The 22,429-nt window shown below is 70.0% G+C and carries 3 protein-coding genes; 2 read left to right on the plus strand and 1 reads right to left on the minus strand.

Features of this window, described 5'->3' with window-relative positions:
* The coding region (locus HV826_RS14215; RefSeq protein WP_176417554.1) for a type I polyketide synthase at nucleotides 1-3,868 on the minus strand (3,868 nt) is incomplete at its 3' end.
* A 190-nt stretch (nucleotides 3,869-4,058) separates the two neighbouring features.
* Here HV826_RS14215 and HV826_RS14220 point away from each other — a divergent pair.
* Nucleotides 4,059-8,648, plus strand: a complete 4,590-nt coding sequence (locus HV826_RS14220) for a type I polyketide synthase (protein WP_176417555.1) — start codon at nucleotides 4,059-4,061, stop codon at nucleotides 8,646-8,648.
* 60 nt (nucleotides 8,649-8,708) lie between these two features.
* Nucleotides 8,709-22,412 (plus strand): non-ribosomal peptide synthetase, encoded by a 13,704-nt coding sequence (locus HV826_RS14225; RefSeq protein ID WP_176417556.1) that lies wholly within the window; start codon nucleotides 8,709-8,711, stop codon nucleotides 22,410-22,412.
* Nucleotides 22,413-22,429: the final 17 nt, after the last annotated feature.

The raw sequence follows: 22,429 nt of genomic DNA on the forward strand, positions 1-22,429 counted from the left end.
GCCCCAGCCCGCCCAGCGCCGTGGCGTTGGAGGACACCAGCAGCACGAAATCCAACGTGCGGCCCGCCAGCGCGCGGTCCAGCGCGTAGGTGCCATGCACCTTCGCCCGGAAGTGCGGCGCGCACGTCTCCGGCTCCATGGCGCCCAGCAACGCCACCGCGCCGTCGCCCGCGAGCCCCGCCGCGTGGATGACCCCATCCAGCGCGCCGAAGCGGGCCTCCACCTCCGCCAGCACCGCGCGCAACTGCGCCTCATCCGCCACGTCCGCGCGCGCCACCAGCACCTCCGCGCCGGCGGCCTCCAGCGCCCGCACCGCGCGTTGACGGCGGCCGTCCGCGTCCTGCTCCGCGCCAGAGCGCCCCACCAGGACCAGCCGCGCCTGCTTCGTGCGCGCCAGGGAGTCCGCCATCCGCAGGCCCACGCCGCCCAGCCCGCCCGTGATGAGATAGACGCCGCGCTGCTTGAGGGGCCAGGACACCGGCGTGTCCGCTTCGATGCGCAGCGGCTCGTACGCCTGCACCTGCCGGTGTGGGCCACGCCAGGCCACCACCGGCTCCGAGGCGTCCGACGTCACCTCCCGCACCAAGGCGTCCACCGACGGCGCGCGGACGTCCACGTAGCGGCACGCCAGGGTGTCCAGCTCTTGCGGAATCACCTTGCACAGCGCCGGCAGCGTGGCGCGCTCCGGAGCCACCGCATCTGCGCTCTCCACCTCCAGCGCTTCGCGCCCCACCACCGTCAACTCCACCAGCCCGGGCAGCTCCGCTCCAGACAGGGCTTGCGCCAGCCGCAGCACGCCCAGGAAGCCGCGCGCCTGGGCCTCGTCGAAGTCCGGCCCGGACCCATCAAGGCTCCAGAGGTACACCACGCGCTCCACGTTGAAGTCCCCAGCCTTCAACGCGCTCAGCAACCGGGCGTGGTCCTCACGCGCTCGCCCATCCACGGTGAACTCGCGCTCCGACACCTGACGAAAACCGGGGCCGGGCGTCACGCGGACGACGCCGTGGCCCAGGCGCTCCAGCCGCTCCGCCAGGGCCGCCCCCAGGCCCCCCGCGTCCTGGTAGACCATCCATCCGCGCGGCGTCACCGGCCCCGCCTTGGGCAGCAACGGCGCGCGCTGCCACGAGGGCAGATAGAACCAGCCGGCCACGTCCGCGCTCTTGCGCGCGAGCCCCTTGCGACGCGAGGAGGACGCCTCCGGCGCCAGCCAGTACTCCTGCCCCTCGAAGGGATAGGTCGGGAGCGGCACGCGCAGCCGCCGGGCGCCGCCGTGCACCGCGCGCCAGTCCACCTCCACGCCCGCCGCCCAGAGCCGGCCGACGGTGGTGGTGAGGAACGCGTCATCCGGCACCGGGTCCTGAGGGTGACGCAGCGAGGAGAGCACCGAGGGGGCCTTGGGCCCGTTGAGCTGCAGGCGCGCCAGCGTCCCCAGCGTGCGGCCCGGACCGACCTCCAGGTAGACGCGGCCAGGCTGCGTGGCCAGCGTGCGGATGCCGTCCCCAAACCGCACCGTCTGCCGCAGGTGCCGCGTCCAGTACGCCGGGTCCACCGCCTCCTCGGGCGTCATCCACGTGCCCGTGACGTTGGAGACAAGGGGCAGCGTGGGGGCATTGCGCGTCAGGGTCCCCACGAAGGACTGGAAGCGCGCGAGGATGGGCTCCACCAGGTGCGAGTGCGCCGCCACATCGATGGGGATGTGACGGAACTCCACCTCGCGGTTCGTCAGCTCCGCGGCCAACGCCTCCACGGCCTCCACCGTTCCAGCCACCGCGCATTGGGCGGGCCCGTTCATCGCGGCGATGGACAGCGAGGCCCCCAGCAACGGACGAAGCTCCGCTTCGGGCAACGGGACGCTGAGCATGCCGCCGCCTGGCAGCTCCTCGAAGAGCTGGCCGCGCAGCACCACCAGCGCCAGGGCGTCCTCCAGCGAGAAGATGCCCGCGAGGCAGGCCGCGGCGTACTCGCCCAGGCTGTGGCCGATGAGCGCCTCCGGCTTCACGCCCCAGGATTGCCACAACCGCGCCAGCGCATATTCCACGGTGAAGAGCGCGGGCAGCGCCAGCGAGGTGCGCTTGAGGCGCTGCACGGCCTCCGCGGCCTTCGTCGCGTCCGGGTACATGACGGGCCGCAGGTCGAACCCCAGCCGTGGCATCAGGAGCTCGCAGCAGCGGTCCACGGCCTCGCGGAACACCTGCTCGGAGGCGTAGAGGCCACGGCCCATGTCCGGGTACTGCGCGCCACCGCCGGGGAACATGAACACGGCCGACGGCGTGCCGTTGCCCGGGGCCAGGGTGAAGATGCGCTGCGGATCCCTGGACTCCAGCGCCGCCACGGCGCTTGCCCTGTCTTCACAGACCACCACCCGGCGGAGCTCCATGGGCTTGCGCCCCACCTGGAGCGTCCAGGCCACGTCCGCGAGCTGCTGCTCCGGGTGGGCCTTGAGGTGCGCCAGCAGCGCGGCCGTCTGGGACTCCAGCGCCGAGGGCGTCTTCGCGGACAGGACCAGGAGCTGCCACGGGCGCGCCGCGTCCCCCGCGAGCGTGACGGGCGCTTCCTCCAGGATGACGTGCGCGTTGGTGCCACCAATTCCAAACGAGCTCACCCCCGCGCGCCGAGGTGTCTCCCCTTCCGGCCACGGCTTGAGCGTGGCGTTGACGTAGAAGGGGCTGCTCGCGAAGTCGATGCGCGGGTTGGGCTGCTCGTAGTGGAGGCTGGGCGGAAGCTCGCCATGCTCCAAGGCGAGCACCGTCTTCAGCAGGCCGGTGACTCCCGCCGCCGCGTCCAGGTGACCCACGTTGGTCTTCACCGAGCCCAGCCCACAGAAGCCGCGCTTGTCCGTCCCCGCGCGGAAGGCCTCCGAGAGGGCTTGCACCTCCACCGGGTCTCCCAGCGGCGTGGCGGTGCCATGCGCCTCCACGTAGGAGATGGACTCCGGGGACACCTCCGCCACGGCCTGGGCGCGAGCGATGACCTCCGCCTGTCCCTCGACGCCGGGGGCGGTGAAGCCCACCTTCAGCGCGCCATCGTTGTTGATGGCCGACCCGCGAATGACAGCGTGGATGGTGTCACCGTCGTTGAGCGCGTCCTCCAGGCGCTTGAGCACCACCACGCCCGCGCCGCTGCCGAAGAGCGTGCCCTGCCCCCTGGCGTCGAACGCGCGGCAGTGCCCGTCCGGCGAGGAGATGCCGCCGTCCTGATAGTGGTAGCCCGCGCGCTGGGGCATGTGCACGGACACGCCGCCCGCGAGCGCCACGTCGCACTGGTAGCCCAGCAGTGCTTGACAGGCGAGGTGCGTGGCCACCAGCGACGTGGAGCACCCCGTCTGCACGGTGAGGGCGGGCCCCTTGAGATTGAAGTGGTAGGCCACGCGCGTGGCGAGGAAGTCCTTGTCGTTGCCTACCATGGCCGGGAACGTGTCCTCGGCCTGCTGGAACTCCGCCCGCGAGAGCAGGTTGAACAAAAGGTAGCTGCTCAGGCTGGAGCCCGCGAAGACGCCAGTGGAAACTTCCAGCCTGCCTGGGGCGTAGCCCGCCTGCTCCAGCGCCGACCAGGCACACTCCAGGAGGATGCGATGCTGCGGGTCCAGCAGCTCCGCCTCGCGCGGCGCGTACCCGAACAGCGCCGCGTCGAAGCGGCCCGGCCGCTCCAGGACGGGCGCGGCCCGTACGAAGTGGGGATTGGCGAGCCAGCCGGGCTCCACGCCCAAGGCCTTCATCGCCTCACTGGTAAAGAACGTAATGGCTTCCCTGCCCTCACGCAGCAGGCGCCAGAAGGCTTGCACGTCTTCGGCGCCGGGCACGCGGGCGGCCATGCCGACAATGGCGACCGCGAGGCTCGCGTCCCCCTCATACCGGGTGTGACGACCCATGATTGTCTACCCCTGCCTGGTACCCGTATGGCATTGCCTGCCGTGGCAACCCCAGCCGTATCCCAGCGATAGCAGCTTATCTCAGTTACCTTGTAAAAGTTATTTTGTGCTTCTTATAAGTTTTACCAGATGAAGCGACTTTCACTTTTAAAGCTGCTTTACTGTCAGCACTTTGGCGACTCACGAAATCATGGCTGGCGACACCCGCTGGAACGGGCTGGAGATTGCAATCATCGGGATGGCGTGCCGCCTTCCCGGGGCCTGTAACGCCGAGGCGTACTGGCGGAACCTTCGGGACGGCGTCGAGTCCATCACCTTCCTCCAGGAGTCGGAGCTGGAGCCCTCCGTCATGGAGGACCCGGCGCTGCGCAAGTCACCGGAGTACGTGCGCGCGGCGGCCCCCATCGAGGGCGCGGACCTGTTCGACGCGGCCTTCTTCGGCATCACGCCCAAGGAAGCCGAGGTGATGGATCCGCAGCAGCGCGTCTTCCTGGAGTGCGCCTGGGCGGCGTTGGAAGACGCGGGCTACGACCCCGAGCGCTACCGGGAGCACATTGGCGTCTACGCGGGTGCCCGCACCAACACATACATCTTCAACCTCTTCTCCAACCCGGCCGCGCTGGGGATGCTCGGCGCGTTCGAGGTGGGGCTCGGCAACGACCTGGCCTTCCTCAGCACGCGGGTGGCCCACCGGCTCAACCTGAAGGGCCCGGCCTATTCGCTGCATACCGCCTGCTCCACCTCGCTGGTGGCGGTGCACCTGGCCTCCCAGGCGCTCCTGGCGGGCGAATGCCGCATGGCCCTGGCGGGCGGTGTGGCCATCCAGTCGCCCCAACGCACCGGCTACCTGTATCAATTTGGTGGTGTTGCATCTCCAGACGGACGCTGCCGCGCCTTTGATGCGCAGGCGCAGGGCACCCTCTTCGGCAACGGCGCGGGGCTGGTGGTGCTCAAGCGCCTGGAGGACGCGCTCAACGACGGTGACACCATTCACGCCGTCATCCGCGGGTCGGCCATCAACAACGACGGCGCGCAGAAGGCCAGCTTCAACGCGCCCAGCGTCCAGGGCCAGTCACGCGTCATCCGCGACGCGCTGCTGACCGCGGAGGTGGACGCGCGGAGCATCAGCTACGTGGAGGCCCATGGCACGGGGACGCAGTTGGGAGACCCCATCGAGGTGCGCGCGCTCACCCGCGCCTTCAGGACGAGCACGAAGGACACGGGCTTCTGCGCGCTCGGCTCGGTGAAGCCCAACATCGGGCACCTGGATGCCGCGTCCGGCATCGCCAGCCTCATCAAGACGGTGCTCGCGCTGAAGCACCGGAAGCTGCCGCCCACGCTGCACTTCCAGGCGCCCAACCCGCAGATTGACTTCGCCGCCAGTCCCTTCTTCGTCAACGCGACCCTGCGGGACTGGGCGCCGGGCCCCTCCCCGCGCCGAGCCGGCGTCAGCGCCTTCGGCATTGGTGGCACCAACGCGCACCTCATCCTGGAGGAGGCCCCAGCCGTGGCGTCCACCGCGGATGCCCGTCCGTGGTACGTGCTGCCGCTGTCGGCGAAGACGCAGAGCGCCCTGGATGTCGCGACGGAGGCGCTGGCCACCCACCTGGAGCAGCACCCGGAGCTGGCGCTGAAGGATGTGGCCTACACGCTGCAAGTGGGGCGGCAGGCCTTCCAGCACCGCCGCGTCGCCGTGGTGAAGGACCGGGAGCACGCCCTCCGCGTGCTGCGCGGCGAAGAGCCAGAGCGGCTGGCCACGCTGAAGCAGGAGTCGCGAGGCCGCCCCGTGGCGTTCCTCTTTCCTGGGGGCGGCACCCACCACCTGGGCATGGGCGCGGGCCTGTACCGCACGGAGCCCGTCTTCCGAGAGGCCGCCGACGAGGTCGCCAGCGTCCTGCACCGGCACCTGGGCGTGGACCTGCGCACGGTGCTCTATCAGGAGCCCCTTCAGGAGGTGCCGGGGCTCTCCCGCAACACGCTCGCGCTGCCCGCCATCTTCCTGACCGAGTACGCCCTGGCGCGGCTGTGGCGCTCATGCGGCGTGGAGCCGGAGCAGATGCTGGGCCACAGCCTGGGCGAGTACGCGGCGGCGTGCCTCGCCGGGGTGCTGTCGGTGGAGGACGCGGCGACGCTGGTGGCGCTTCGTGGCCAGCTCATGGATGAGCTGCCCGCCGGGTCCATGCTGAGCATCAGCCTCCCCGAGGCGGAGGTGGTGCCGCTGCTAGGCCAGGAGCTGGACCTCGCGGCGGTGAACGCGCCCGCGCAGTGCGTGGTCTCCGGCCCACTGGCGGCGGTGAAGCGACTGATGACGGAGCTGACGGCGCGGGGTGTGGAGCACCGCCAGTTGCACGTGGAGGCGGCGGCGCACTCGCGGATGCTGGAGCGCATCCTGCCGCGCTTCCACGAGCGCGTGTCCCGCCTGACGCTCCGCCCGCCCGAGCGACCCTACATCTCCAGCCGCACCGGCCGGCCCGTCACGGGAGACGAGGTGACGCGGCCACAGTACTGGGTGGACCACCTGCGCCACGCGGTGCGCTTCCGGGACGGCATGCAGGCGCTGCTGGAGGACCCGTCGCGGGTGCTGCTGGAGGTGGGCCCCGCGCAGTCGCTGACCGCCGTGGCGCGGCTCCAGGGCGAGCCCGCCGGCGCGCGCACCATCGTCCCCTCCGCCCGACACCCCAAGGACGATCAACCGGACGAGGCCGTGTTCCTGAGCGCGCTGGGACGGCTGTGGCTCGCGGGCGTGGAGGTGGACTGGAGCGGCGTGCACGGAACGGAGACGGTCCGGCGAGTCTCCCTTCCCACGTACCCCTTCGAGGGGCAGCGGTACTGGGTCGCGCCGATGGACCGGTCCGCCGCGCTGCTGGCCTCACAGGCCGCGGGCACCCGCAAGCTGGCCGACGTCGCGGACTGGTTCCACCTGCCCTCGTGGCGGCGCACGCCTCCGGCCACGCTGGCGCCCTCCGCGCTCGCCCAACCTCGGTGCTGGGTGGTGTTCACCGACGGAGGCCCGCTGGCCTCCCGGCTCGTCTCGCGGCTGGAAGAGGCGGGACAGCACGTCGTCACCGTTTCCGCGGGCGCCGCGTTCTCCCGTGACGGCGAGCGGCGCTTCACCGTGGCACCGGGCGCACCTGGAGACTACGTCGCGCTGCTGAGCGCGCTGGCGGACACGACACCCCGTCCCGAGATATTCGTCCACCTGTGGAGCCTCACGCCGCGGGACGAGCGCGAGTCCGCGCTCACGCGCTTCCAGGCCGCGCAGGCGGTGGGCTACTCCAGCGTGGTCCACCTGGGACAAGCGCTTGCCGGACTGAAGGATGCGCGCCCCCTGCGGTTGGAGGTCATCTCCAACCACCTGCTCGACCCCGACGGCCGCGCGGAGGCCCTGCCGGAGAAGGCGCCCCTGCTGGGCCCCTGCCAGGTGCTGTCGCAGCAACAGGTGCACATCACCGCGCGCGGCATCGATGTGCTCCTCCCTGGCGCCGAGGGCGCTCCGGCGCTGGCCGAGCAGCTCGTCGCCGAGATTGCCACGGAGGCACGAGACTTCCGGGTGGCCTTGCGCGGTTCACGCCGCTGGGTCCAGGAGCTGTCGCCCGTCCGGCTGACGGAGACGGCTGCCCCCGCGCGACCGCTGCGTGAGCGCGGCGTGTACCTCATCACCGGCGGCCTGGGCCGCGTGGGCCTACTGCTGGCCGGCCATCTGGCGCGCACGAAGCAGGCGCGGCTGGCGCTGGTGGGCCGCACGCCGCTGCCTCCGCGCCGCCTCTGGGACGACTGGATTTCCACCCAGGGCGAGGACGACGACGCCAGCCTGCTCATCCAGCGCGTGCGTGAGTTGGAGTCACATGGCGCCGAGGTGCTCGTCCTGAGCGCCGACGTGTCCAAGCCGCGCTGGATGCGGGAAGTCCTGGCCGAGGTGGACCAGCGCTTCGGCGCGCTCCACGGGGTGCTGCACTGCGCGGACCTCCCTCCGCGCTCCACGACGAACCCGGACACGGAGGCCCGCTTCCGCGCCAAGGTGCGCGGCACCTACGTGCTGGAGGACGTCCTGCGCGGCCGGGCGCTGGACTTCGTGATGCTGTTCTCCGCGTCGGCCGCCGTGCTGTCTCCGTTCGACGACACGCCTTCGACGGCGGCCAACCTCTTCGTGGACGCGTTCGCGGCCCACCGCAGCCGGGACTCGGGAACCCCCTGGATGAGCGTGGCGTGGGATCCGTGGCCGCGCGCGGCTGGCGCTGACGACGCGGGAGCGCCAGAGCTCGCGCCGTATGTGATGACCGAGGCCGAGGCCACCGAGGCCTTCCAGCGCGTCGTCACGGGCGGCCTGGATGGTCCGGTGGTGGTGGCCACGGGCGACGTGTCACGTCGGCTGACCGCGTGGCTCCAGCGCGCCGTCACTCCGTCCAAGGTCACCACTCGCAAGGCCCGCACCGGAGACGAGGAGCCCCCCGCCAACGAGCTGGAGCGCCTCATCGCGGGCCTGTGGCAGGAGGTGCTGGGCGTCGAGCAGGTGGCGCGGCACGACCACTTCTTCGAGCTGGGCGGGCACTCGTTGCTCGCCACGCAGGTCGTCGGGCGGCTGCGCTCACGGTTGCAGTTGGACCTGAATCTGGCGCTGCTCTTCACGTCGCCAACCGTGGCGGGTCTGGCGAAGGCGATCGCCGACCTCCAGGCGCGGCAACAGGAATCCCTCTATCGCGAGCTGCTCGACCGGGTCACCCGCGTCTCCGAGCAGGAGCTCGCCGAAGAGCTTCGACGCCGCGGCGTAAAGGCCGCGTGAACGGACGCTCCAGCCCCCGCTGGAGCACCCGGTCCCCCTCTCTTTTGGATATCGATTTCGATGACTGACCTCACTCGGGCTCTCGAGCAGCTCTCTCCCGCGCAGCGCGCCCTCCTCGACCTGCTCGTCCAGGAGCAGCAGTCGGCGCGGCCTCACGCGACGGCGCCCGTCCTGGTCCGGCGCGAAGGCAACGAGCCCGCGCCGGCATCCTTCCCTCAGCAGCGCCTGTGGGTCCTGCATGAGCTGGATCCCAGCAGCATGGCTGCCTACAACGTCCACGTGAGCGTGGAGTTCTTCGGGCGGCTGGACCGGGCCCTGCTCACGCGCTGTGTGAACGAGGTCGTGCGCCGTCACGAAGCCCTGCGCACGACGCTGCGGAGCCACGGCGGAGACCCCGTGCAGGTGGTCGCGCCCGCGCTGGAGCTCACCCTTCCCGAGGAGGACCTGTCGACGTTGTCCCTGGAGGCCCAGGGCGACGAAGTCCGCCGCCGCATCATCGCCGAGGCCAACTTCGAGTTCGACCTCTCCGCCGGGCCCCTGTTGCGGGTCGGCATCCTGCGGCTCGACGCGCAGCACGCCCTGGTGCTGTTGACGCTGCACCACTCCGTGACGGACCAGTGGTCGCTGGGCGTGTTCCTTCAGGAGTTGATGGCGCTCTACAAGGCCTTCGAGGAGGGCCTGCCTTCGCCCCTGCCGGAGCTGGAGCTCCAGTACCCGGACTATGCGCGGTGGCAGCGCGAGCAGCTCGAGACGCGGGAGCTCGCCGGCCAGCTCGACTACTGGCGGCGGCAGCTCACGCCGCAGCCTCCCGCGCTGGGGGTGCCATCGGACCATCCCCGCCCGGCGCTGAAGACGTATCGCGGCGGATGGCACCACTTCCGGCTCGAGCCAGAGCTGGCGCGGAAGCTCAAGCAACTGGCGCAGAAGGAAGGCGCGACGCTGTTCATGGTCCTGATGGCGGCCTACCAGGCGCTGCTGCACCGCTACAGTGGCCAGCAGGACTTCGCGGTGGGCTCACCGGTCGCCAACCGCCGGGCGCCCGAGCTCGAACCGCTCATCGGCTTCTTCGTCAACATGCTGGTGATGCGCGCGGATGCGGCGGGAGACCCGACCTTCCGCGCGTTCCTGCACCGGGTGCGGCAGGTCTGCCTGGAGGCCTACTCGCACCAGGACGTGCCCTTCGACAAGTTGGTGGAGGAGCTGCAACCGCCTCGCGACCCCAGCCGCAACCCGTTCTTCGAGGCCGTCTTCGTCCTCCAGAACGTGCCGCAGCCAGCCTTGCGGATTCCGGGCCTGCTCGCGCGCTACGTGGAGCTGGACCTGGGCGCGTCCCAGTTCGACCTGCTGATGGAGCTGCGCGAGGACCGGCCGGACCGGTTCATCGGCCGCATCGAGTACTGCGCGGACCTGTTCGACGCGAAGACTGTTGAACGGATGGAGCGCCACTACGTGCGGCTGCTGGAGAGCGTCGTGGAGAACGCCGACCAGCGCCTCTCCGAGCTGCCGCTGCTACGCACCGAGGAGCGCCAGCAACTCCTGGCCGACGGCAGCGCGACGTCCGCCGAGTTCCCGCGAGACACGCCGATTCACGCGCTCTTCTCCGAGCAGGCGGCCCGCACGCCGGACGCAGTGGCGCTCATCAAGGGTGAGAGTGTCGTCACCTACGCGGAGCTGGAGCGCCGCGCGAATCAACTGGCGCATCACCTGCGAGCATCCGGCGTCTCCCGAGGCACCCGCGTGGGCCTGTGCCTGGAGCGCTCACCGGACCTGGTGGTGGGCCTGCTCGCCGTTCTCAAGGCGGGTGGCGCCTACGTGCCCATCGACCACCACTACCCCGCTGAGCGCATCTCCTTGCTGCTTCAGGAGGCCGACATCGGCGTGCTCGTCACGACGAAGTCACTGGCCGAGGGGCTCCCTGCATCCAACAGCAAGCGCGTCTGCGTGGACACGGACGCGGACCTCATCGCCGCCCTGCCGCACGACGCGCCTCCCTCCGTGGCCGTGGGCGGAGATGACCTCGCCTACGTCATGTTCACCTCCGGCAGCACCGGCCGGCCCAAGGGCGTCTGCGTTCCTCACCGCGCCGTCGCTCGCCTCGTCCTCGCCAATCCCTTCATCCACTTCGGCCCCGACGAAGTCTTCCTCCAGCTCGCACCCGTCGCCTTCGACGCCTCCACCCTGGAGCTCTGGGGCGCCCTGCTTCACGGCGCTCGCCTCGTCCTCGCTCCGCCCCACTCGCCCTCCCTTGACGAGCTCGCCGCGCTCCTGACTCAACACCGCGTCTCCACCCTCTGGCTCACCGCCGCCCTCTTCGAGCAGATGGTGCTTCACCAGGGCACCGCCTTGGCCGGTGTCCGGCAAGTCCTCGCTGGCGGGGACGTCCTGCCTCCGCTTCGCGTCCGCCAGCACCTGGAGCGCATTCCCCACGGCGCCGTCCTCGTCAACGGCTACGGCCCCACCGAGAACACCACCTTCTCCGCCACACACTCCCTCCGCGCGGGCCAGTCCTTCGGCACCTCCGTCCCCATTGGCAGGCCCCTGGCGCACTCCTCCGCCTTCGTCCTCGACTCGCGCATGGAGCCCGTCCCCGTCGGCGTCCCTGGCGAGCTCTTCGTCGGGGGGGACGGCCTCGCCTGGGGCTACCTCCACCGCCCGGAGCTGACGGCCGAGAAGTTCCTCCCCCACCCCTTCTCGGAAACGCCCGGCGCTCGCCTCTACCGCACGGGGGACCTCGTCCGCTGGCGGGCCGACGGCTCGCTGGAGTTCCTCGGACGCTCTGACTTCCAGGTGAAGGTGCGCGGCTTCCGCATCGAGCTGGGCGAAATCGAAGCTGTCCTCCTGCAGGCTCCGGGTGTCCAGGAGGCGGTCGTCCTCGCTCGGGAGGACGCTCCTGGCGACAAGCGCCTCGTGGCGTACTTCGTGCCCACAGCCGCGGCGCGTTCGGAAGAACAGACCGCGAACGCCGTGGGCGCCATCCGCACGTTCCTCAAGACGCGGCTGCCCGAGTACATGCTGCCCGCGGTGTTCATGCCGCTGGACGTCCTGCCGCTGTCGCCCAACGGCAAGGTGGACCGCAGGGCGCTGCCCGCCCCCGACGCGGACCTGGCCCGGACAGGGACGCCCTTCGAAGCGCCCCGAAACGCCTCTGAGCAGACCCTGGCCGACATCTGGGCCGAGGTCCTGGGCCTCCGTCAGGTCGGCATTGACGACAGCTTCTTCGAGCTGGGCGGCGACTCGATCCGCAGCATCCAGGTCATCGCGAAGCTGCGCGAACAGGGCCTGGAGCTGCCCACGCTGGAGCTGCTCCAGCGCCCGACGATTCGCGAGCTCGCGGGCGTCATCAAGGCCACGAGTGAGTCCCCGGCGAGCCAGGTCGCGCCGTTCAGCCTCGTGTCCGAGGCCGACCGTCAGCGACTGCCCGAGGACGTGGAGGACGCCTACCCGCTGGCCGCGCTCCAGTCAGGCATGCTGTTCGAGAGCGCGCTGGATGCCTCGGCCGGCATCTACCACGACATGTTCAGCTTCCATGTGGAGATGGCGCTGAACGAACCGCTGTTGCAGCAAGCCTTTCGGGAGCTGTTCGCGCGTCACGCCATCCTGCGCACGTCGTTCCACCTGGACGGCTACGAAGAGCCCCTGCAGCTCGTCCACCGGGAAGTTGAACCGCCGCTGAAGTTCGAAGACCTCCGGCACCTGGAGACCGCCCAGCAAACAGCCTGCATGCAGGCGTGGGCGGAGAAGGAACGCGTCCAGCCCTTCACCTGGAACCAGGCACCGCTGATGCGGCTCCGCGTGCATCGCCGGTCGGAGACCACCGTCCAACTGACCATCGTCTTCCACCACGCCATCCTCGATGGCTGGAGCGCCGCGACCCTTCTCTCGGAGCTCTTCGGCCGCTACCTCGAGTTGCTGGAGGGGACTGACGCCCCCGTCGCGCCGTCCCCGGCCGCCACCTACCGGCAGTTCGTGGCGCTGGAGCGCGCAGCCCAGCAGTCCGCGGAGAGCGAGCGCTTCTGGCTGAGGCGCATGGACGGCGTGGACCCAGCGAGTCCGCGCCCGCCCCGCTCCCGGGATGAAGAGCGCGTGCTGCACACCCACGACGTGCGCATCCCTGTTCCGCTTCAGCAGGCCTTGCTCCGCGTGGCTCACGAAGCGGGCGTCTCCCTCAAGACGGTGTTGCTGGCTGTGCACCTGCGCGTCCGCGGCTTTGTCGAAGGCAGCACGTCCGTCGTCACCGGCATCGTCACCAACGGCCGTCCGGAGGTCGTCGACGGTGAGCGGATGATTGGCCTGTTCCTCAACAGCGTGCCTTTCCCGGTGACGCTGCCTGGAGGCACCTGGCTGGAGCTCATCCAGCGAGTCGCGAAGCATGAGCAGGAGCTGATGCCGCACCGCCGCTACCCCATGGCGCGGCTCCAGCAGCAGCGCGGCGGTCAGCCGCTGTTCAACACGCTCTTCAACTTCATCCACTTCCACGTCGCGGGAGGGCTTTCCCAACAGAAGGGCCTGCGCTTCGTGGACGAGATGCTGGGCGCCGCCTGGATGGAGCTCCCCCTGGGCGTCACCTTCACCCAGGACCCCGACACCTCGTCGCTATCGGTCTCCATCGCCACCACTGGCAACCGGCACGAAGCGGAGCGGTCGCGGGAGCTGGGGCACTACTACCTGCGCGCCTTGGAGGCCGTGGCCGCGGAGCCGCATGGCCGCTACGAGCAGGCTACGCTGCTGCCACCGGCCGACCGCGACACCCTGCTGGAAACATGGAATGACACGCGCCGGGAGGTCGCCTGGGAGGGCTGCCTGCATGAGCGGTTCGAGGACCGCGCGGCGCATTCTCCCGATGCGCTCGCAGTGCTGGACGATGAGCGCTCGCTCACCTACGCCGACGTCAACCGCCGCGCCAACCAGCTCGCCTGGACGCTGCGCGCTCGCGGCGTGGGGCCCGAGGTTCGCGTGGGCCTGTGCCTGGAGCGCTCGGTCGATGTGGTCGTTGGTGTCCTCGCCATCCTCAAGGCGGGTGGCGCCTACGTCCCCATGGATCCGGCCTATCCCGCCCAGCGCCTGGCCTACATGATGAGCGACTCGCAGGTCGGCTGCGTGCTCACACAGCAGCGAGTCGCGGACAAGCTCACCGGGCACAAGGCGGAGGTCCTCTGCGTGGACGACGCAGCGCTCGTGAGCGGTTCGCGGGACGCGTCCAACCCACCGCGACTCAGCGAGCCCCAGCACCTCGCCTACGTCATCTACACCTCGGGCAGCACCGGGATGCCCAAGGGCGTCATGGTGCAGCACGCCTCGGTGATGAACCTGCGCGCGGCGCTGGCAACCACTGCCTATGCAGGGGTGGACAAGCCCCTCCGCATCAGCCTCAACGCATCCCTGTCCTTCGACGCCTCCGTGCAGCAGTTGGTGCAGCTCGCGGACGGACATGCGCTGTGCGTGGTGTCACAAGAAACGCGCGAGGACACCCACTTGATGTTGGCGTGGTTGGAGCGGCATGGCGTGAACGTGCTGGACTGCGCTCCCTCGCAACTGCGGCTGCTTCTGGACGAGGGCCTGGCCGCACACCGCCCGTTGCGCGTACTGGCTGGCGGTGAGGCATTGGACGAAGCGCTCTGGGCCCGACTCTCCGCCCATCCTCACCTCGAGTGCTTCAACGTCTACGGCCCCACGGAGTGCACCGTGGACTCCACGCTGAGTTCCGTGCGCGGAGCGTCCCTGCCTCCATCGCTGGGCGGTCCGTTGGCGAACGCGCGGACCTACGTGCTGGACGCGTACCTGCAGCCTGTGCCGGTAGGCGTTCCAGGCGAGCTCTACATCGGTGGAGCGGGCCTGGCGCGTGGATACCTGAGTCGTCCCGAGCTCACCGCTGAACGGTTCATTCCCAATCCGTTCAGCGCCGTCCCCGGCACCCGCCTCTATCGAACGGGAGACCGGGCGCGCTGGCTCCCCCAAGGCGAGCTTGAGTTCCTGGGTCGCATTGACTTCCAGGTGAAGGTGCGCGGCTTCCGCATCGAATTGGGAGAGCTTGAGTCCGCGCTGCGCCAACACCCCGCGGTTCGCGACACCGTGGTCCTGGTGCGCGAAGACACGCCAGGGCTGCAACGCCTGGTGGCTTACGTGGTCGCGGACGCGGAGGGGGCCGCCGTCGTGGACGCCGGGACGCTCCGCCCGTACCTCCGCGAGCGGCTGCCCGAGCAAATGGTGCCCTCGGCCTTCGTCACACTTGCGGCCCTGCCACTCACCCCCAATGGCAAGCTGGACCGCGGGGCCCTGCCGGCACCGGAAGCGCCTCGGCACGCCGCCGCGCGACCGCTCAGCACGGACACGGAGCGTCGTATCGCCGCCCACTGGGCCACGCTGCTGCATGTCGAGACGGTCAACGCCGAGGATGACTTCTTCGCGCTCGGTGGCCATTCGCTCCTGGCCACCCAATTGGTGACGCGGCTGCGCCAGGACTTCGACGTCGACCTGCCGCTGCGGGCCCTCTTCGAGCAGAGCACGGTGGCGGCGCTGGCCACGCGTCTGGACTCCGAGCGGGCCCGCGGCGCCGCGGGGGCCCTGCCGCCCCTCCGGGCCGCGTCACGCGACCGGCCACTGCCTCAGTCCTTTGTCCAGCAGCGGCTGTGGGTGATGGAGCAACTGACACCCGACACCGCGACGTACAACAACCCGGCGGCGGTGGCCATCGACGGAGCGCTCGACGTCCGCGCGATGGAGCAGACCCTGCTGAGGGTGGTGCAGCGGCACGAGGCGCTGCGCACGACGTTCCGGAACGAGGGGGACCTGCCGGTCCAGGTCGTCCATCCGCTCGCGGCCCTGGAGTTGCCCATCACGGACCTCTCCACCCTGCCCGACAGTGAGCGCGATGCCCGGGCGCGCCAGCTCGCGACCGAGGAGGCCCACCTCCCGTTCAACCTGGTGCTCGGCCCGCTCTTCCGAGCCCGCTTGCTGCGGCTGGCTTCGGACAGGCACGTCCTGCTGGTGACGATGCACCACATCGTGTCCGACGGCTGGTCCGTGGGTGTCCTGGTGCGCGAGGTGGCGGAGGGCTACGAAGCCGCCCTCCAGGGCCGAGAGGCACAGCTCCCTCCGCTTCCGGTGCAGTACGCCGACTATGCCCTCTGGCAGCGCGAGTGGATGCAGGGGCCCGTGCTGGAGTCACGGCTGAGCTACTGGCGTGAGCAGCTCGCCGGAGCCCCCGCGGCGCTGGAGCTGCCCACCGACAGGCCGCGCCCGGCGGTGCAGACCTACCGGGGAGCGCTCCTCCCGGTGAACATGCCGGCGGCGCTCTCCGAAGCGGTGACCGCGCTGGCGCGCCGTCAAGAGGCCACGCCCTTCATGGTGCTGCTGGCCACCTGGCAGTTGCTGCTCTCGCGCTACTCCGGCCAGCAGGACGTCTGCGTCGGTTCGCCCATCGCCGGCCGCACCCGGCCTGAGCTGGAAGGGCTCATCGGCTTCTTCGTCAACACGCTGGTCTTCCGTTCCCACCTGTCGCCGGAGCTCACCTTCCAAGAGCTGTTGGCGCAGGTGAAGGCGGCGACGCTGGGTGCCTCCGAGCACCAGGACGTACCGTTCGAGAAGCTGGTCGAGGTGTTGCAACCCGCGAGAGACCCGAGCCGCTCGCCGCTCTTCCAGGTCACCTTCACCCTGCAGAACACGCCACCCGTGCGCCTGGAGCTCCCCGGGCTGTCGCTGCACGTGCTGGAGACGGAGCTGGAGACCGTCAAGTTCGACCTGAGCCTCCTGCTGGAAGAGACGCCGGAGGGGCTCTCCGGCGCGCTGAACTACAACACCGACCTGTTCGAGGCCTCCACGGCCGAGCGCATGATGGGGCACTTCCGCACGCTGCTGGAGGCCGTCGTCACGGATGAGCACCAGCGCCTGGCCGGGTTGCCCCTGCTGCGCGCCGAGGAGCGTCAGCAACTCCTGGTCGCATGGAACGCGACGTCCGCCGAGTTCCCGCGAGACACGCCGATTCACGCGCACTTCTCGGAGCAGGTGGCTCGCACGCCGGACGCAGTGGCGCTCGTCATGGGTGAGCGCGTCGTCACCTACGCGGAGCTGGAGCGCCGCGCGAATCAGCTCGCGCACCATCTGCGCGCATACGGCGTCTCCCGAGGCACCCGCGTGGGCCTGTGCCTGGAGCGCTCGCCGGACCTGGTGGTGGGCCTGCTCGCCATCCTCAAGGCCGGCGGCGCCTACGTGCCCATCGACCACCACTACCCTGCTGAGCGCGTCTCCTTGCTGCTTCAGGAGGCCGGCGTCAGCGTCTTCGTGACGCAGGAGTCGCTCGCGGATGAGCTGCCCAGCTCGGGTGGCCTGATGGTCTGCGTGGACACGGACGCGGACCTCATCGCCGCCCTGCCACATGACGCGCCTCCCTCCGTGGCCATGGGCGGAGATGACCTCGCCTACGTCATGTTCACCTCCGGCAGCACCGGCCGGCCCAAGGGCGTCTGCGTTCCTCACCGCGCCGTCGCTCGCCTCGTCCTCGCCAATCCCTTCATCCACTTCGGCCCCGACGAAGTCTTCCTCCAGCTCGCACCCGTCGCCTTCGACGCCTCCACCCTGGAGCTCTGGGGCGCCCTGCTTCACGGCGCTCGCCTCGTCCTCGCCCCGCCCCACTCGCCCTCCCTTGACGAGCTCGCCGCGCTCCTGACTCAACACCGCGTCTCCACCCTCTGGCTCACCGCCGCCCTCTTCGAGCAGATGGTGCTTCACCAGGGCACCGCCTTGGCCACTGTCCGGCAGGTCCTCGCTGGCGGGGACGTCCTGCCTCCGCTTCGCGTCCGTCAGCACCTGGAGCGCATTCCCCACGGCGCCGTCCTCGTCAACGGCTACGGCCCCACCGAGAACACCACCTTCTCCGCCACACACTCCCTCCGCGCGGGCCAGTCCTTCGGCACCTCCGTCCCCATTGGCAGGCCCCTGGCGCACTCCTCCGCCTTCGTCCTCGACTCGCGCATGGAGCCCGTCCCCGTCGGCGTCCCTGGCGAGCTCTTCGTCGGGGGGGACGGCCTCGCCTGGGGCTACCTCCACCGCCCGGAGCTGACAGCCGAGAAGTTCCTCCCCCACCCCTTCTCGGAAACGCCCGGCGCTCGCCTCTACCGCACGGGGGACCTCGTCCGCTGGCGGGCCGACGGCTCGCTGGAGTTCCTCGGCCGCTCCGACTTCCAGGTGAAGGTGCGCGGCTTCCGCATCGAGCTGGGCGAAATCGAAGCTGTCCTCCTGCAGGCCCCGGGCATCCAGGAGGCGGTCGTCCTCGCTCGGGAGGACGCTCCTGGCGACAAGCGCCTCGTGGCCTACGTGGTGGGCGAAGACGGGGTGGACTCGGTGGATCCTCGAGCCCTGCGCGACCACGTCCTGCGCAAGCTGCCCGAGTACCTGGTCCCCGCCCTCTTCGTCCCGATGGAGACCCTCCCGCTGTCGGCCAACGGCAAGGTGGACCGCAAGGCCCTGCCCGCGCCCGACGCGGACCGAGTGCGGCCAGGAGCATCCTTCGAGGCTCCCCGAGATGAGTCAGAGCAGGCCATCGCCGACATCTGGGCCGAGGTCCTGGGCCTTCGCCAGGTCGGCATCGACGACAGCTTCTTCGAGCTGGGTGGAGACTCCATTCGCAGCATCCAGGTCATCGCGAAGCTGCGCGAGCGGGGCCTGGAGTTGCCCATCCTGGAGCTGCTCCAGCATCCCACCATCCGCCAGCTCTCCGGTTCGGTGAAGCACACCGGAGGGGCCGCCTCCGCTCATGACGTGGCGCCCTTCGGCCTCGTGTCCGAAGCGGAGCGCAATCGGCTGCCGGAAGATGTGGAGGACGCCTACCCACTGGCGGCGCTCCAGTCGGGAATGCTCTTCGAGAGCGCGCTGGATGCCTCGGCTGGCATCTACCACGACATGTTCAGCTTCCACCTGGAGCTGGCGCTGCATGAGCCGCTGCTGCGTCAGGCGTTTCAGGAGCTGATTGCGCGTCACGCCATCCTGCGCACCTCTTTCCACCTGGACGGCTACGAGGAGCCCCTCCAACTCGTCCACCGGCACGTCGCGCCGCCGCTGCGCATCGAGGACCTCCGTCACCTGGAGCCTTCGCAACAGGACGCCTTCCTGCGTGAGTGGGTGGAAGCCGAGCGCCTCAAGCCCTTCGAGTGGACCCAGGCGCCCTTGCTCCGCGTCGCCGTGCATCGCCGCACGGAACGCAGCGTTCAGCTGACCATCCTCTTCCACCACGCCATCCTCGATGGCTGGAGCGCCGCGACCCTGTTCTCGGAGCTCTTCGGCCGCTACCTCGAGTTGCTGGAGGGGACCGACGCCCCCGCCGCGCCGTCCCCGGCCGCCACCTACCGGCAGTTCGTGGCGCTGGAGCGCGAAGCCCAGCAGTCCGCGGAGAGTGAGCGCTTCTGGGCCAGCCGCATGGACGGCGTGGACGCCGCGAGTCACCGCCCGAGCCGGACCAGGGACGACGAACGCGTGCTGCACAACCACGACGTGCGTATCCCCGTCCCGCTCCAGCAGGCCTTGCTCCGCGTGGCCCACGAGGCGGGCGTCTCCCTCAAGACGGTGTTGCTGGCAGTGCACCTGCGCGTCCGCGGCTTTGTCGAAGGCAGCACCTCCGTCGTCACCGGCATCGTCACCAACGGCCGCCCGGAGGTCATCGACGGTGAGCGGATGATTGGCCTGTTCCTCAACAGCGTCCCCTTCCCGGTGACGCTGCACGGGGGCACGTGGCTGGAGCTCATCCAGCAGGTCGCGAAGCATGAGCAGGAGTTGATGCCGCACCGCCGCTACCCCATGGCGCGGCTCCAGCAGCAGCGCGGCGGTCAGCCGCTGTTCGACACCCTCTTCAACTTCATCCACTTCCACGTCGCGGGAGGGCTTTCCCAACAGAAGGGCCTGCGCTTCTTGGGCGAGATGCTGGGCGCCGCATGGATGGAGCTCCCCCTGGGCGTCACCTTCACCCAGGACCCCGACACGTCGTCGCTGTCGATCTCCATCTCCACAACGGGCACTCGGCACGAAGCGGAGCGGACGCGGGAGCTGGGGCACTACTACCTGCGCGCCTTGGAGGCCGTGGCCGCGGAGCCTCATGGCCGCTACGAGCAGGCGGCGCTGCTTCCAGCGACTGAACGCAACACGTTGCTGGAAACTTGGAATGACACGCGCCGGGAGGTCGACTGGGAGGGCTGCCTGCATGAGCGGTTCGAGGACCGTGTGGCCCTCACCCCCGAAGCACTCGCCGTCCTCGATGATGAGCGCTCGCTGACGTATGCGGAGCTCAATCGCCGCGCCAACCGGCTCGCCTGGACGCTGTGCGCTCGCGGCGTGGTCCCAGAGGCTCGCGTGGGCCTGTGCATGGAGCGCTCGGTCGACATGGTTGTCGCCATCCTCGCCATCCTCAAGGCGGGTGGCGCCTACGTTCCCATGGACCCGGCCTATCCTGACCAGCGCTTGGCGTACATGGTGAGCGACTCGAAGGTCGGCTGGGTGCTCACGCAGCAGCGAGTCGCGGACAAGCTCGCCGGGCACACAGTGGAGGTCCTCTGCGTGGAGGACTCCGCTTCCACGACCGAGCCGCGGTCCGAGTCCAACCCACCGCGACTCAGCGGGCCCCAGCACCTCGCCTACGTCATCTACACCTCGGGCAGCACCGGGATGCCCAAGGGCGTCATGGTGCAGCACGCCTCCGTGATGAACCTGCGCGCGGCGCTGGCGGCCACCGCCTACGCAGGGGTGGACAAGCCCCTCCGCGTCAGCCTCAACGCATCCCTGTCCTTCGACGCCTCCGTGCAGCAGTTGGTGCAGCTCGCGGCCGGACATGCGCTGTGCGTGGTTCCACAGGCCGCTCGTGAGGATGCGGGTGCCATGCTGGCGTGGATCGAGCGGAATGACGTTGACGTGCTGGACTGCGCCCCGTCGCTGCTGCGTCTGCTGCTGGACGAGGGCCTCGCGGCACACCGGCCTTTGCGAGTGCTGGCCGGAGGAGAAGCCCTGGACGAGGCGCTCTGGCTCCGGCTGTCCGCCCATCCCCACCTCGAGTGCTTCAACGTCTACGGCCCCACCGAGTGCACCGTGGATTCGACGGTGCGCGCGGTGCGTGGAGCTCCGCTGCCTCCGACCGTGGGCGGCCCGCTGGGGAACGTGCGGACGTACGTGCTGGATGCCCATCTTCAACCAGCCCCCGTGGGCGTGCCTGGAGAGCTCTACATCGGTGGAGCCGGCCTGGCGCGTGGATACCTGGACCGGCCGGAGCTCACCGCCGAGCGTTTCATCCCCGACCCGTTCAGCACGGCGCTGGGTACGCGCCTCTACCGGACCGGAGACCGGGCGCGCTGGCTGCCCCAGGGCGAGCTGGAGTTCCTGGGCCGCATCGACTTCCAGGTGAAGGTGCGCGGCTTCCGCATCGAGCTGGGAGAAATCGAAGCCGCGCTGCGCCTGCACCCGGCGGTTCGAGACACCGTCGTGCGGGTCCGAGAGGACGTACCGGGCTTCCAGCGCCTGGTGGCCTACGTCGTGCCCGATACGTCACGCCCAGAAGGCCCCCCCGAGCTGGACACCGGGGTGCTCCGAGGCTTCCTCAAGGAGCGGCTGCCCGAGTACATGGTGCCCTCGGCCATCGTCATGCTGGAGGCCCTTCCGCTGAACACGAGCGGCAAGGTGGACCGGAAGGCCTTGCCCATACCGGAGGAGACGTCCCCTCAGCGGGTGGCGTACATCGCACCCCGCGATAGCCACGAGCTGGAGCTTGCCCACATTTTCGAGGAACTGCTCGGGGTCACGCCGATCGGCGCGAGGAGCGACTTCTTCGAGCTCGGTGGCCATTCGCTGCTCGCGGTGCGGCTGATGTCCATGTTGCGCGCGCGCACGGGCCGAGCGCTGCCAGTGACGGCGCTCTTCCAGGCGCCGACCGTCGAAGGGCTGGCCGCCTTCCTGCGGCGCGAGCCCGCTCCATGGACGCCGCTCGTTCCCATTCAACGCAGTGGCTCGCGAGCGCCCTTCTTCTGCGTCCACCCCGTCGGGGGAACGGTGTTCTGCTACACCGAGCTTGCCCGGCGGCTCGGCCCCGAGCAGCCCTTCTACGGCCTGCAGGCCCAGGGGCTCGACGGGACACTGCCGCCGAACGCGTCCATCGAAGCGATGGCGGCCAGCTACGTGGACGCCATTCGCACCGTTCAGCCACAGGGCCCGTACCGGTTGGGAGGCTGGTCGCTCGGAGCCGTGATTGCCTTTGAAATGGCCCGAATGCTCCAGACGCGCGGCGAGACGGTGGACGTCCTCGCCCTGATTGAACCCAGCTCCACCTCGCTGGCCCGTGGCGTGGCGACCGACGACGACCTGGCCGCGGCGACGATGTTCGCGCTGGACCTGGCGCGCACGGCCGGAATTGCTCCGACGACGACTTCGGAGGCGTCCCTGGGTGACGCGAAGACCCTGATGGAGCGAGTGCTTCAGGAAGGCCGCGAGGCGGGTGTCCTCATCCCAGGCGCGGACACGGAGCAAATCCACGCGCTGCTTCGTGTCTTCACCGCCAACGCCCGTGCGCTTCAAAAACACACGCTGGGCTCCTACGCGGGCCCGCTCGCGGTGCTCCGTGGCAGCCACACGGAGTTGGAGCCCGCGGAGCCAGCGGACCGAGGCTGGAGCCACTACGCCCCCCGAGTGGAGGTGCGTGAAGTGCCGGGAGACCACTACAGCGTCCTGCGCACACCGGGGGTCGATGCGCTCGCGAGTGCACTAGCCGAAGTCCTGGGGCATCCCTCTCTGCCAACGTGAGACAAGCCGCAACCAGA

The sequence above is a fragment of the Myxococcus sp. AM010 genome (assembly GCF_013372585.1).
Taxonomy (GTDB): Bacteria; Myxococcota; Myxococcia; order Myxococcales; family Myxococcaceae; genus Myxococcus; species Myxococcus vastator.